The organism is Streptomyces sp. NPDC101393 (assembly GCF_044767385.1).
GTDB lineage: Bacteria > Actinomycetota > Actinomycetes > Streptomycetales > Streptomycetaceae > Streptomyces.
The window spans coordinates 334,080-347,999 of the sequence record NZ_JBIWNU010000010.1 but is presented as its reverse complement, the minus strand read 5'-3'; the positions used below and the strand labels follow the sequence as shown (position 1 = coordinate 347,999).

General features: G+C 67.4%; 11 protein-coding genes and 3 pseudogenes. 4 read left to right on the top strand and 10 right to left on the bottom strand.

Annotation, left to right across the window (positions count from 1 at the left end):
• Positions 1-1,045 precede the first annotated feature (1,045 nt).
• Positions 1,046-1,541, top strand: a pseudogene (locus tag ACIRQ7_RS30685) (site-specific integrase); the annotation flags it as partial.
• Positions 1,542-1,694: 153 nt separating this feature from the next.
• Entirely contained in the window at positions 1,695-2,108 is a 414-nt protein-coding gene (locus tag ACIRQ7_RS30680) for a hypothetical protein (RefSeq protein WP_404265859.1), read from the top strand.
• A 19-nt stretch (positions 2,109-2,127) separates the two neighbouring features.
• Here ACIRQ7_RS30680 and ACIRQ7_RS30675 read toward each other — a convergent pair.
• The 5 genes and pseudogenes from ACIRQ7_RS30675 to ACIRQ7_RS30655 all read right to left on the bottom strand — a co-directional run.
• Positions 2,128-2,797 (bottom strand): annotated as a pseudogene (locus ACIRQ7_RS30675) (Tn3 family transposase); the annotation flags it as partial.
• An 8-nt stretch (positions 2,798-2,805) separates the two neighbouring features.
• Positions 2,806-3,006 (bottom strand): ribbon-helix-helix domain-containing protein, encoded by a 201-nt coding sequence (locus ACIRQ7_RS30670; protein WP_404265858.1) that lies wholly within the window; start codon positions 3,004-3,006, stop codon positions 2,806-2,808.
• 898 nt (positions 3,007-3,904) lie between these two features.
• On the bottom strand, positions 3,905-4,219 hold the full coding sequence (locus ACIRQ7_RS30665; RefSeq protein ID WP_404265857.1) for a hypothetical protein: 315 nt from the start codon (positions 4,217-4,219) through the stop codon (positions 3,905-3,907).
• 447 nt (positions 4,220-4,666) lie between these two features.
• The gene (locus tag ACIRQ7_RS30660; RefSeq protein WP_404265856.1) at positions 4,667-5,062 is read right to left on the bottom strand and encodes a hypothetical protein; all 396 of its coding nucleotides are present in this window, start codon (positions 5,060-5,062) and stop codon (positions 4,667-4,669) included.
• Between the two features lie 692 nt (positions 5,063-5,754).
• Positions 5,755-6,693, bottom strand: coding sequence for an alpha/beta hydrolase (locus tag ACIRQ7_RS30655; protein WP_404265855.1), 939 nt, complete (start codon positions 6,691-6,693; stop codon positions 5,755-5,757).
• 130 nt (positions 6,694-6,823) lie between these two features.
• Here ACIRQ7_RS30655 and ACIRQ7_RS30650 point away from each other — a divergent pair, with 130 nt between their 5' ends.
• Positions 6,824-7,855 carry a GlxA family transcriptional regulator gene (locus ACIRQ7_RS30650; RefSeq protein ID WP_404265854.1) on the top strand — a complete coding sequence of 344 codons (1,032 nt, stop codon included), beginning with the start codon at positions 6,824-6,826 and terminating at the stop codon, positions 7,853-7,855.
• A gap of 663 nt (positions 7,856-8,518) precedes the next feature.
• Here ACIRQ7_RS30650 and ACIRQ7_RS30645 read toward each other — a convergent pair.
• From ACIRQ7_RS30645 to ACIRQ7_RS30625, 5 genes and pseudogenes are all read right to left on the bottom strand, one after another.
• Positions 8,519-9,078 (bottom strand): annotated as a pseudogene (locus tag ACIRQ7_RS30645) (CbrC family protein).
• A gap of 597 nt (positions 9,079-9,675) precedes the next feature.
• Positions 9,676-10,143: a hypothetical protein gene (locus ACIRQ7_RS30640; RefSeq protein ID WP_404265853.1), complete on the bottom strand. Its 468-nt coding sequence runs from the start codon at positions 10,141-10,143 to the stop codon at positions 9,676-9,678.
• Between the two features lie 828 nt (positions 10,144-10,971).
• Entirely contained in the window at positions 10,972-11,307 is a 336-nt protein-coding gene (locus ACIRQ7_RS30635; protein WP_404265852.1) for a resistance to Congo red protein, read from the bottom strand.
• A 357-nt stretch (positions 11,308-11,664) separates the two neighbouring features.
• Complete coding sequence (locus ACIRQ7_RS30630) at positions 11,665-12,024, bottom strand: DoxX family protein (protein WP_404265851.1); 360 nt, start codon at positions 12,022-12,024, stop codon at positions 11,665-11,667.
• 163 nt (positions 12,025-12,187) lie between these two features.
• On the bottom strand, positions 12,188-12,682 hold the full coding sequence (locus ACIRQ7_RS30625; protein ID WP_404265850.1) for a cupin domain-containing protein: 495 nt from the start codon (positions 12,680-12,682) through the stop codon (positions 12,188-12,190).
• Between the two features lie 81 nt (positions 12,683-12,763).
• On the opposite strand from ACIRQ7_RS30625, the gene ACIRQ7_RS30620 reads away from it, so the two are divergent.
• On the top strand, positions 12,764-13,615 hold the full coding sequence (locus ACIRQ7_RS30620) for a LysR substrate-binding domain-containing protein (protein ID WP_404265849.1): 852 nt from the start codon (positions 12,764-12,766) through the stop codon (positions 13,613-13,615).
• Positions 13,616-13,920: the final 305 nt, after the last annotated feature.

Below are 13,920 nucleotides of genomic sequence, written 5' to 3'. Positions count from 1 at the left end.
CGCGCGTCCTCCTCCGGAGGAACGACGCACGGTGCTCCGCACCGTAAAGACGACAAACCCCTCCGGGGTTTGTAATCCGCTCCGCGGATTACTTCAATTCCTCCGGAATTGCTAATTGAATTCCTCCGGAATTCAATTCCTGCGTATGTCTGTGACCTGTGCTCAGCGGGCCTTCTCTTTGCGGGGATTGAGCTGACAGACATGCGGGCTATGGAGGGGCGCGTCGGTTTCTCGCTGGAATGCCGGCCGTTTGCGGGCCGTCGCTGTACCGATGAAGGCTCCGGACCTCGATCAGTCAGCCTCTCGAACGCCGCTCACGTGAGGCCTACTTGACTGGGCGTGAGATCTTGATTCAGTGTCATCTTTCCTCTGATGCGGTCGAGCTGCATCTCGCAGGGACAGTGAAGCTTGACCTTGCGCCTTGAGGTGACGTCCCGCCCTCTCAGATGCATCAAGCGGGTGCTTGGGGTAGAGACTGTGTTTTCCATTCACATACTCTAGCTTCAGAGAGTCGTGAATTACGGTCGAAAATTCAAATCTGCATTCCAGTCCACCAACGCCACACCGTCCGCAACGACACGACCAGCCGCACATGCGCAGTGGTCAACTCCCCACGTTCCTGCAGAGCCAGCAGCCTGCAGACCGCCTGCTCACGCCCCAGCGCCGTCATCTACGAAGTGCTCTGTCCCGGCCATACCCACCACCCCTGACAGTGACGGCCCGTGTCCCCACCTCAGGACACGATCCACCAACTCCCAAGCCAGACCAGCGAATTCAGATGAAGCGGACTCCCCCACCCATCACTGCCGCTACAGTGCCCCACCGCTCAGGGATCTGCACCAAACCGACCAGGGGAAACGCATCAGAATGTCACCGACATATCTGCACTGAGATGACACTCCCTCGCCACAACACCAGGCCAGGCACCGACAACCGCCCCAATGACGCCCATGCAGACCAGTGACAATCACCCGCAGATTTGCACCGCGTACCGGAACAACCGGCCACGAACACCACCCCGGACCCGACCGCGAAGGCCGGCACGGACCTCGCCGCCCGCCGCTGCCCGGTCAAGACCAAGGGCGCCCGGAGCAAGACCCGCCGGCGCGGGCAGGCCCGGGAGGACTTCGTGCTGGAGACCGTCTACTGGGACGCGGGCACCGCCCGGCTCCTGCCGCGCCTGCTCAAGGGCCGCACCCGGGGCCCGGTCTTCGTCACGCACCGCCGCCCGGGGCCGGGGAAGGTCGTCAGTCCGCGCGACGTGTGCCCGGACACCGGCCTGGCCCGCCTCTCCTACAATCAGGCACGCGCGCTGCTGGACGAGCACATCGCCGTACGCGGACCCGGGACGGGGTGGGATCTGCACGAGTACCGGCATTCCGGTCTGACCCGAAATCGGTGTGCAGGGTGCCTCTCTGCTGATGCTGATGGCGAATTCGCGGCACAAGAAACCGGAGAACGTCCGCCGCTACTTCAAGCCCTCCCACGAGGCGATCTCGGAGCTGACCATCCTCCTCGCGCCCGGCGACGCGCGCCGTTGATACCTGCGTGAAAGAGAGCCGTCAGCGGTTCTCTGCCGTGCGTGGCCTGAACGCGCTCCATCGAAGGAGTGAGCGCGGAAGCGGAAGGCTTGTTCCGTCGTCCTCATGGGCAGGCCGGGGACGGTCATGATCGTCCAGATGAGAGGAACCGTCGTGGGACGTTTGCGCACAAGGGAGTTCTCGCTCTACAACGGCTCGGACCCCAAAGCCGTCGAGATGGGCATGGTGCGCCTCAAAGACGGCTATGCAGTGGTGGGCCACTCGGCCAGCGGGGCGTCTCGGCTCTACGTGAAGGTCGTCGACAGCTGGCAGGAGGGTGGGAACTGGGGAGGCTACCTCCAGGTCACCAGGGGCGACTACAAGGACTACTACATCGACTCCAAGGACGGGTGGGTGGCCGCCTACTCCGGCAAGTACGACCCGGTCACCTTCGTCGACAAGGGCGACCACTACGAGATCCGGCAGAAGCGGGACCTGAACGGAAGCTCGCTGATCGTCCAGAACAACAAGTTGCGCTTCAGGCCCCAGACACCCGGCCAGTGGAGCATCTACGACGTCTCCGGCTGAAGGCGCCCGGGGCAAGCCCTCACTCGTCGGCCGCGGCGTCCTTGTCGCGCAGGAGCCGCAGCCCGCCGGGCAGGTCGGGGAGCTGGAAGGAGTACCGGCCCAGCACGTTGATGTGGTGGCGGACGAACAGGGAGAGGCGGCGACGTCCTCGTCGCGGACGTCGAAACCGTCCGCGCGGAGCTGGTTCACCGCGGCGTCCATTTAGCGGGTGTTGAACAGCACGAGGGCGTTGAGGACCAGGCGAGGGCGCCGATCTGGTCCTCCATGCCGTCCTGGTAGCCCTGGTAGAGCTGCCCGGCCCGCCCGTGGAAGATCTTCCGCGCGAGTGCGTGGCGCCCTTCCTGGAGGTTGGCCTGCACCTTGATCTGCCTTCGGTAGCCGGGTTCGTCGGCCAGGCGCAGGATGTGCAGGGTCTTCGCGATCCGCCCGTAGTGCGCGATCGCGTCCCCCAGTGGGGTGGGCCGTCCGTCGCGCGACAGCATCCGGGTGACGTCGTAGGCGCGGACGGCTCCAGTGTGGATGGAGCCGATGAGCCGCAGGATGTCCTCCCAGTGCCGCTCGATCCGGGCCAGGTCGACCCGGCCGCGGGCCGCGTCCTGGAGGGCCCCGTAGTCGGCCGTGCGGTCGATGCGCCACATCTTCTGGTCCGGCAGGTCAGCGAGCTGCGGCGCGTACGCGAACCCGGCCAGGGCGGGCGTCAGCCCTCAGTCGGCGGGGCGTGGTCGGCCGGCCGCGGGGGCACCTCGACGTCCGGCGTGCCGAGCCACTGTTCCCACAGGACGCGGGTCAGGGATGAACGGTCGCTGCCGGCCGCACGGGCGGCAGCGTCGAATCGCTCGACCAGGTCGTCAGGGATGCCGCGGATCACGCGCTGCTTGTGCCTGTGCTGGTTGGCCATGGGCGCCAAGCGGCGCATTCAGTTCACAATGGGCTCCTGGTCATTGAGGTGACGTCAGCTCCCCGCATCTACCCGCCCTGCCGGGTCCGTCAACCGCGACAGACACTGCCCGCCCTCTGAGTGTCGTGTTCCCCCGGGCCGAACTCCCCCGGCCTCGGCGGCGTCTGGGGCAACATAAAGATCCATGACGAGCACCTCAGCGAGGCCGGCCATGCCCTCGTCGACATCACCGCCTCCGACGAAGAAACCGCCACCCAGGCCGCAGCCGCACTCAGCAGCCTGCGGCGCTCAAGCGGCCCCTCCGCCCCCTGGGCGGCAAGCCCCAACAGGCCAGAGCCAGTGAAAGCCGGTAGCGGGGTAACTCGGACGATCGGCGCCGACGACGCCGCGAACGATCTTCGCGATCGATGCTCGCCGCAACGTCCGGTGCCTACTGCGGCCGTCAAAACCGACGCCCCCTGGCCCACCCTTCTCGCGGGACGAGACATACCGACAGCCGGTGCAAATCCCTCGCAGGGTCAATCGAGGTGAACCGCCGCAACCTTGTCGATCACTTCTCGTTGGACCGGACATGATGACATCACGCAGCCTTGTACCCGCTGCCGTTCTGGTGGCCGCCGTATGTGGTAGCACGGCACCGGCCCACGCAACCACCATCATCGGCTTCGGAAATGCGATCTTCAATAACACCTGCATTGACTCCTCTGGAGTCGGCGCCGCGGGGCACGTTGACAGGGACTCCGGAACTGTTGGGGGCAATGGCTTGAGGTTGCCCATCAGCGCGCCCGGCAACGGGTGTGGTGACGCGGGCCCGGAAGCAGTCCACAATTTCATGGGCAGCGATCACTGAACCTGGGATCTGGTGCCGCCCTCTGCCTGTACGCGGGTTGAGGGCGGTTCAGCCGAGTTCCCAGTTGGCTTCCCCGCCGTGCGTCTTCGACGACTTGAGCTTGAGGGTTTTCTTCGCGCGTTCGACGCTGCGAATCGAGATGTGAATCTTCTTCGACCAATAGTTGCACTCCGCCCGGGTCTTGGGCCCCTGGCCCAGGAACGCCCGCAGGAAGTCGAGGGCACCGACTGTGCCGCTGCCATCCGGGTAAGCAGGTTCTCTACCCGCCTGCGGCGCCACCCTGGGCACGAACCTGGCATCTACCTTTTCAGGAGCCGGTGCTCGCCAAGCCGCCGTGCGGGCGATGGCGGCCGCGGTCGGCACTCCCGACCTCCTCGGGGCAGCCCTGTCTCTCATGGAGCAGGTACTCCGAGGCCCGGTAGCCGAGCTCAAGGCGCTCCACGAGCAGGCTCGAACGTGGACCTAGATTCTATCTCTTTGGTCGGCGTCGGGTCCGAATGAGGATGGCGACGAGGTGGAGTGCGGCCTGGTGGACGATGGCACGTTTGTCTGTGCGCATGGCCAGGCGGCGCCACTGCTTGAGGCGGTTGATGCGGCGTTCGACGGTGTTGCGCCTCTTGTAAGGTCTCGGCGTCGAAGTGCCGTGGCCTACCGCCGAGTTGGACACGTTGTAGGCGGTGCCTGATCTGGTCGGTGGGCTGTGGGATGACGGAGCGGATGCGGCGGCGGCGAAGTGCGCGGCAACGCCATGGGCCACGTACGGGTCAGTGGCGAGGTGGCTCCCCGGCCGCGCGCGAGAAGCGGGCCCCCTCACATGCCGGGAGGCCACACGGGCGGCCACGTGTCGCTGTCCTCCTGGCAGAACGGCCTCCCGGACACGTGGACGGCCCCTTTCGGCCGCCGCTCCCGGCAATAGTCCGGGTCGTCGCGGAACACCAGCGCTAGGCGCCGGACATGCAGGCAGGGCCACCGCTCCACATTGATGTGGAAGTAACTGGCGAACTCCGAGCCCGGGTCGATCCGCGAGCACGTGACGCAGCCCGTGAACATCACCATCCTCGGCTCCACCCGCCCGCCGCCAGACTCGAAATACCAGGCCGGCACGCGCTTCGGCTCGTGGTCGACGAGGGAGGCGAACCCGGCCTCGTCGAACCGCGACAGCAGGAAGCCGAGCAGCGTCTCCGCGTATGGCTCGAAGCGGGGCACGGCAGAGTCCTCCGGGAGACGGGTAGGGTTCAGCAGCCCTCACGGTGTGAAGCGAGAGAGTGGGGGCGGCTGGACCGTGACGTGAAGAGAGCCGTTCGGGTTGGTCTTGTTGTGATGCAACCCTGGCCCGTACGGCTCTCTCGCATCGTATCTGCGCCGGCATCTTGCGGCGTCGACTCGGCGCGCTCATCGCAGAGTTGGCGCCCGAGTGGACTGCCCCAAATCACTCCCGGATGCGTCAACGCCGAGGTCGCGACCCGCACTCACCTCCACGTAAGACGCTGGAGAGTGAAGCCGTCGGCCCGCCTACATATCCATTAACTGGTGAGCGTGACAGACCGCCGAGCCCACCCACTCCGCGCTCCGGGGCCCCAAGGCCACCGGGGTAGAAAGCCGCCCGTCGCCCCTACTTCTCCATAGGCACGTAGAGAAAGAAATACCAATGGGCGGTTTTCTTACCCCCATTACCCCCATTACCCCCGCACTGTCACCCTCCGCTCAGCCGGCACTAGGGGCGTTGGGATCAACGTGCGGACCAGAGGAGGATGCCTGCGACGTGGAGTCCGCCCAGGTAGAGGGTCGAGGTCTTCTCGTAGCGGGTGGCGATGGCGCGGCACTGCTTCAAGCGGTTGATGCACCGCTCGATGGCGTTGCGCTGCTTGCCTCCCGGCCGAGCCGGCAGGAACGCCCTCTCAGGGGTGGAGGGCCTCGCGCAGGGTGCGTACCTGGTCGGTGAGGTTGTGTTCGCTGATGCGGGCCTGGGGGAAGAGGAGGTCGAAACCGTGGACGGCGCCGGGGACTTGGACGAGTTCGGTGGTGACGCCGGCGGCAGACAGGCGTGCGGCGTAGTCGCGGCCCTCGTCGCGCAGCGGGTCGATCTCGGCCACGGCGATGTAGGTGGGCGGTAGGCCGCTGAGATCGGTGGCGCGGATCGGGAAGGCGTACGGGTCGGCGTGGCCGTCCTTCGCGTAGTACTGCACGGCCAGTTCCATTGCGCCCCGGTTGAGGACCGGGGTATCGGTGAACTCCCGTGCCGAGGCGCTGGTGAGACTGCCGTCCACGCTGGGGTAGGTCAGGGACTGGAAGAGCAGGTGCGGGCCCGCCTGGTCGCGGGCGCGGAGCACGGTGGAGGCGGCGATGTTCCCGCCGGCGCTGCCGCCGACCACCGCGATGCGTGTTCGGTCTCCGCCGAGTTCGGCCGGGTTGTCGGCGATCCAGGTCAGGGCGGCGTAGGCGTCGTCGGCTGCGGCCGGGTAGGGGTGTTCGGGGGCGAGGCGGTAGTCGACGGAGACGACGACGGCGTGGGCGTCGCGGGCGTAGCGCAGGGAGCGTCCCTCTTCGGCCTCGGGGGATCCGTAGGTGTAGGCGCCGCCGTGCATGTAGAGGATCATCGGCAGGTCTTCGGTGGTGTCGGGGCGGTAGACGCGCAGTCGCAGTTGTCCTGCGGGGCCGGGGATGTACAGGTCACGCACCTTGACCTGGTCATCGACGGGGGTGTCGGGGCGTGCGCGCAGGAGTGCGTAGCGCTGGGGGTCGGCGAGGACGGCGTCCAGACCGTGGACGGGGAAGACGCCAGTGTCGGCGGTGTCGAGCAGGGTCTGGATCTCGGGATCGACAGCGGGGGCAGTCATGGCTGGATGGGCACCTTCCGGGTGTTCGACCGGGTGCTGCCCGGTCTGTCGTGCGGAACTGATCTCAGTCTCTGCCGATCACGAGCGGCACAGAAGTGGCCCGAGAGTCACTATGTGCAACTATTGGGCCATGACCGTTGCGACACCGCACCATGTGGCCGTCCTCGCTCTCGCACCGGTGGTGGCGTTCGACCTGAGCATCCCGGCCCAGATGCTTGCCGCGGTCGAAACCCGCGCCGGCACCGCGGCCTACGAGGTACGCACCCTCACCCCGGACGGCTCCCCGGTACCGACGGTGAACGGGTATGGCGTCACGCCGCAGGGCGACCTGTCCCTGCTGGACCACGCCGACACGGTGATCGTCGCCGGCACCCGCTGCCCGGAGGTACTGGAAGCCGGCGCGGTGGACGCCTCCGTCGCCGAACCGCTGCGCCGTGCGGCCCGGCGCAGCGCCCGGGTGGTGTCCCTGTGCACCGGTTCGTTCGTACTCGCGGCCGCCGGCTTGCTGGAAGGCCGCCGGGCCGCGACCCACTGGCGCTACGCGCAGCAGTTCAGGCGGCTCTTTCCCGCAGTCGACCTCGACACCGACCCGCTCTACATCGCCGATCGCGGGATCCTGACGTCAGCCGGCGGCGCGGCCGCCATCGACCTGTGCCTGCACCTGGTCCGGGAGGACCACGGCAGCTCCGTGGCGAATCGGGTGGCGCGGTACAACGTCGTCGCGCCCATGAGGGACGGAGGGCAGGCACAGTACATCGAGCACCCGGTCCGGGAGGACGCGGGTACCTCGACGGCCGGGGCGCGGACGCTGATGACGGAACACCTGGATCGACGGCTATCCCTCAAGGACCTCGCGGCCCACTGCCACATGAGCGTACGGACCTTCACCAGGCGCTTCCGGCAGGAGACTGGACTCTCCCCGGCCGAATGGCTCGCCTCGGCCCGCTTGGCACACGTACGCCATCTACTGGAGTCGACCGAACTGCCTGTTGACGACATCGCCGCCAGGGCCGGCCTGGGCAGCGGCACCAACCTGCGGAAGCATATGCGCACTGCCCTGGACACCACCCCGTCCGCCTACCGAAGCGCATTCCGCTCGGCCACCACTGCCTGCGCACCGCCCCTCTCCGAGGACCAGCGAGCCCGGTCCGCAGGCACGTGACGCCCTTCGGCGCGGGTTACCCCGGGAACACGACCGCTGTCGGTGCTGATCGGCTCGCTCAGCAAGACCCTGTGGGGCGGCCTGCGGGTCGGCTGGATCCGCGTGCCCCTGTCCCTGGTCGACGCGCTGCGCCGCACCCCGCTGTGTGCTCGACTGACCGCCGCACCGATGCAGCAGCTGACTGCCGTCGAACTTCCCACCGGCACAGCGGCGGTGCTGGGCTGCCGCCGAACCGAACTGCGCGAGCAGCGCGACCGCTTGAGCGCGCTCCTCGCCGGGGACGACCGCTGGTCCTTCACCGTGCCTGACGGCGGGCTGAGGCGGAGGCGCTACTTCGCGGCAGGTAGAGCCCCTACCTGCTCTCCAAGACGTGGTGTTGCAGCACCGCCCCCGCCACCTCCCGGCCCCATGTCGGCGTTCTGGGAGTCTGCTGTCTGCGTCCGCCCCAGTGATTGAGCTGTCGTCCCGCCGGCTGCTCGGGAAAGCGCCGCTGCAGCCCACACAGATGAACTGACTGGCGGCGTTCTTTTGCGGTTGCCTGAGCCAGGATGACTGCAGGATCCCCAAGCACAGGATCCCCAAGCATGGGCGGACAGAAGATGCCGTAGCGCCCTGAAGTCCGGTGCCTCGGGATTTTGACACCATCGCCTGCACCCTCATCTGCTACCGCAGACTGATGGAGTGGCGGCTCCTACGTGCATCGACGTAGGCGAGATGGGTCCTGCAGACGGTGCAGCGGAAGAGCATGGCGGTCGCCGACTCGCCCAACTGGCCCAGGAACTGCTCAAGCTGGGCTTCGTCCCGCCAGCCGGCGAGGCGCATGTCGGCCCGAAGTTGGGCGAGAGCATCAGGACACGCGGCCAGCTCGGCGTACCCGGCCTCGCCCACAAAGGCGGCCTCGGTCTGGCAGTGGACGAGCCAGTGGGGATCCTGCCAGGCGTGGAAGGCAGGGTGCGGCGGGTGACCTCATGCAGGACGTCGTCGCTGACACCGTCGAGCCCAATAGAGTCGGCAAACTCGCCCGTGAACTGTTCGGCCGCGCTTCCATCTGCGATACACCATGGGCAGAAACGTCCGTTGACCTCGCGAGCCGTAGAGAAGGTGGAGGTGTAGATCCAGCCCCTGTCGCGCTCGCAGCAGGCGCATGTCTCGGCGGCCTCGCGGATGGACCCACTTGCGACGGGATCCGGGTGATAGCGGAAAAACGGCAGGTTGACGCTCATCGCGGCCTGCCCATCCGAACCCTCGTATCCACACCCGCTGATCCCATGTGAGGCAGTCTCCCCGCGAGGACGATCCTCGATCAAGAGCCGAAAAACGCGCGGCTGCGGCCGCGCATGGCCCTGCCCTGAGCTGGACCGGGACACACGCGACATCAAGCCGGGACACACGCGACACGAAGAGGGTCACGATGCTGCTTGTCGACGACGTTTTCGCCAGCGGATCACAGCTCCATCACGTCGCGCTCCGACTCCGGGAGTCTGGAGCTGCAGACGTCCGCGAACTCGTCCTTGCGCGCGTTCCTTGGACCAGATGAGCCCGGAGACCGCCTTCAACGTCAAAGTGGAGCGCGTCCTCACCAAGGCCTGCGGGCGTCCGGGCATGTCGGCGGCGGTCTGCACTCGCAGCCGGGTGGCCTTCTTAGCGCGGGAGGCAGCTGGAGGGACTCGACATCATCCGTCCTCGATTTCGGAGCCGGGTGTCTGGCGGCGTAGATGGTGGCGGTCTTGTCGTACCGAGTGGCCAGGCCGCGGCGCGCCGGCGGCGAAGCGCCGCCGGTACGGGGCGCTGTCCCATTTGTTGAGGCGGCGCTTCCAGCGTCAGCGCCCGAGGCGGAACCGGGTGAGACGTGAGCGTACGGTCTGCTCCGGCAGCCCCAGCGCCTCCTCGACCGCGTCCGGCGAGATCTCGTCGGCCCCCACGTTGTATGCCGCCTCAAGGCCGATACGCCTCGCAGCGCGTTCCAGCACACCCACGGCCCTCAACGCGGCAAGCGGCGCCTGGTCGGCCAGGGTGTACAGCTGCCGATCCAACTGCTCCAACAGGTCGGTGAGACCCCCGGGCAGCGGCACCGCCCGTTGATCGACCTCGGTGATGTGCTCCTCCCAGTCCTCGCGCGGGCCACAGAGACCGAGCTCGACGGGACGGCCTTCCGCCACCACCTCATCCCAGTCGATCTCATAGCGGGAACTGCCCCGCCAGCCGCAGGAACACGACCCCCACACCTCGCTCGCCCGCGGCGCGCCCAGCGTCCCGTCGTACACCCACCACTCACTCGTCGATGGCACGTGGGAGCCACTACCAGCGTCCATGTACACGGGCTTGGTTCACTGCCATCTGCCAGGACACCTCCCGCCCTGCCCTCGTGCGCCGAACCGAACCCCTCGGTCTGCCACCCCATGGCCCCTCCTCATCGTTAACCAGATCCAGCGCAGACAGACCTGAGCCGTCCCTCACCCACGTCACCGAGGCCTTCCTTCACCCTCAGCCCGGCATCTTCCGCGGCCCGAAGATGCCCGATCCTGCGGGCCCGCGAACGGCGGAATACTCGTATGAGTCGAGAGCCTTCGCAGGCCCGCGGTTGTTGTGTGATGGGGCCCCTACGAGCGCTTCCTGCCGCGGCGCACGTCAGCGAGGGGTTCCAGCAGTTCACCTACGGCGTTCCCGGTAGGCCTTCTGGCGGCAGGCATTTGAGCAGTACTTGCGGCGTCTCCCAGGCCCTGCACGTTCACGCTCTGGGCTGGGCGACGGATAACGGTTGCCGCACTGGACGCAGACGGGGATGAACATTTCGTCCAGCTGCCACGCCCGGATCCGGGACCGTAGCCTCTCGTCGATCAGTCGCACCCCTCCGTCGTCTGCGCCGGGCCGGTACTCTTCCAGGCGCCCTTGCCTGAGGCCCCCTAGCGCCCAATTGGTCCGAGCAAGCTCCTGCCGCACCCGCCGCATCGGGAGGTCCAGTTTCTCGGCAATCTCTCGGGCAGAGGCGCCGTACAGGACGGTGGCGAGGAAGACCATGGCCCCGTCCTCGGTGAAGAAGTAGTCCAGGGCCTCGGCCAGCTCGTTCGTTGTCTCCACCCGGCGGCGGGGCCCAAGCCCGCCCCGCCCCGGCGCGCTCACGGCTCCACCCGCTGGGCCATGGTGCCGTCCGTCGTGCCCTCTCGGACCAAGAGTACGGTCGGCCCAGTCGCTGACTGCGTGTCCACGGTCGGCTGCTGCGGCAGCGCGGGCGGCGGCGTCGGCCGGCCCCACGGCAGGAGCCCGCACAGCGCGGAGATGATGTGGGCCAGCCCTAGCAGGGCGCTGGGCAGATCGCCCTGCTCGACCCGGCGCAGGGCAACCCAGGTCACGACCATGACCAGCAACAGGATGGCCACCAGTACGGCAACGGCGCAGAGCGCCAACGAGACCGGCACGCCGAACACGGTGCCGAAGACGGGAGAAGACAGCAAGGCGGAGCCTCCGGGAACGGAAAAGGCCCCCAGAGGATGACTCCAGGGGCCTGTGCGGAAACACGAAAGGCCCCCGCTTCTCAACGAGAAGGGGAGCCTCAACGGAATTATGACGCACTGGTGGCGTCCTGCGTTGATGTTCCCACACGCGTAAAGCTTCGTCAAATCCTTTTTTCCGCAGGTCATTGGCACAATGATTCAAAAAAAGTTTCCGGAAGCCTCGTCAATTTCGTAACGCAGGTACGCCTCGCCGGGCAGCGCGTGGACGGCGGCGTGTTCGAGGTTCGTGAGAAGTGATAGCGGCCGTCAGGCGGCCGGCCCAGCAGTCGCCTCCACCGGTCGAGGACTGAGCCACGATCACAACCTGGTGGCCAGCCAGACGGTCACGGCCGCTGTGGCGGTGAGTCCGACATTGAGTGTGATCCCGCGGTCTTCGCCGGTCAGGTGAACGGCGATCGCACCGGCCTGCAGGATTACGAAGCCGACGGCTGCGGCCGGCGCCAGCCAGGGAGCGGTGCCGGTCAGCGGCGGCAGGATCAGACCGGCCGCGCCGAGTATTTCGACCGCCCCCAGCGCCCTGAGGGCAGGCAAGGGCATGCGGTCGACCCAAGCCATCGTCGGTCGGAGATGATCGCGGCTGCGGATCACCTTCAGCGTGCCTGCGTAGAAGTAGAAGAGCGCGAGCAGTGCCGCGACGATCCAATAGGCGATGTTCATGATTCCCGTTCATGGAGCCCCGGTTCGCGGGGGCATGTCGATTGCGTCGAGTGTTTGGGAAGCCCCTGGAGAAGGCCGATCCGTCCTCCGAGGGGTTCGGAGGCGAAGGCAGAGCGCCACGCCCCACACATCGAAGGAGGGCGGCCGAGCCGTCCCGTCCGCTTCAGGCGAGGCCGGTGGCGGGCTGTGTCGCGTAGCGGCTCATCGCGTCGATGGTGGCCTGTGGCGTCAGCGGCCGGCCGCTGGCGAGCACCTCCTGAAGGTCTCGGAAGTACTGCAAGTACAGGTCGGGTGTGAATGTGCTGAGCATGACGGCGGGTTGGTCAGTCAGGTTGGCGAAGGTGTGCGGGGTACCGGGCGGAACCATGACGAGCGTCCCCGCGGTGGCCTCATAGTCCTCGTCCCCGACGGTGAACCGCACATTGCCGGAGAGGACGTAGAAGCCCTCGTCGTGTTGGCCATGGCGGTGCTGCGGGGGACCCTGCGTGTGCGGGGCGAGGACGGACTCGGTGATCGCGAGGCGGTGCCCGGTGTGGCTGCCGTCCTCCAGAACGCGCATGCGTGTGGTGCCCAGAACGATCGTCTCGCCGTCGCGGGGACCCACCACCGATACGGCGGGGTCGGCCTGCGGCTCGCTGGTCTTGGTTTCTTCGGTCATGTTCACAAGTGCACCGCCGGGACCTCCCGGGTGTCCAAGACCGATTCAGCAGCGCCGATACCTCATGGGTATCGTTGCAGCGTGGAGCTACGGACCTTGCGCTACTTCGTGGCGGTCGCCGAGGAACTCCACTTCGGCCGGGCTGCCACCCGACTGCATATGAGTCAGCCGGCGCTGAGCCGGGCGATCAAGCAGTTGGAAGCCGAGGCCGGGGCTCTGCTCTTCGCCCGCTCGACCACCGGCGTCACGCTCACTGCGTTGGGCACGGTGCTGCTCGACGAAGCGCGAGCCCTACTCGACCACGCCGACCGCGTCCAGGCACGCATGAGTGCAGCAGCCGACGTCGCGACCATCACCGTCGGCATCCTGGGCGACGCCACCGACCCCGGAGTGGCCAGGCTGGCCGCCGCCTACCGCCGAAACCACCCCGGCATCGACATCCGCATCCGCGACACCGATCTGACTGACCCGACGTGCGGACTGCGCGCCGGACTGGTCGACGTCGCCCTCACCCGGGCGCCGTTCGACGAGACCGCCCTGACGGTGCGTACGCTGCGGACCGATCCGGTCGGCGTGGTCCTGCGCGCCGACGATCCGCTGGCCCACCGTGACGGGCTGCCGCTGGCCGAGCTCCGCGACCGCCGCTGGTTCCAGTTTCCGCAGGGCACCGACCCCATCTGGCAGTCGTACTGGAACGGCGGCAGGCCGCGCGAGGGACCAGTGGTGCGCGCCGTCCAGGAGTGTCTGCAGGCGGTGCTGTGGAACGGCACGGTCGGCCTGGCCCCGCTCGGACACGACCTGCCCCCGGAGTTCACCGTGGTACCACTGATCGACATGGCGCCGAGCCGAGTGGTAGCGGTGTGTAACGAAGGAGACGCCAACCCGTTGATCCGATCACTCATCGAGATCGCAACAGCCGCGTACCGCCACTGAGCATCGTCAACGGCACTGCCGCAGCTCGTGAACCATGCGAACGCTGCGGTCCCCGTGACCGCCTCCCGAAATGGTGAATATGTGCTGTCCCTTCTCGGGCTCTGGCTCCACTTCTGTGCAGCTGTGCTGGGCGCGTTCCTGGCCGCGTCGGATCAACGCTCTGACCTGGCGGTTCACCGCGCCCGCTGCCCCGATCTACCGTGCGTCGGGGCGTCACCACAGAAGTTGAGCCAGAGCCACAAGTCGTGAATGAAGCCAACTGCCGTCCGACACACCGCCCGGCAGCCCTGCCACCGGTACCCGGG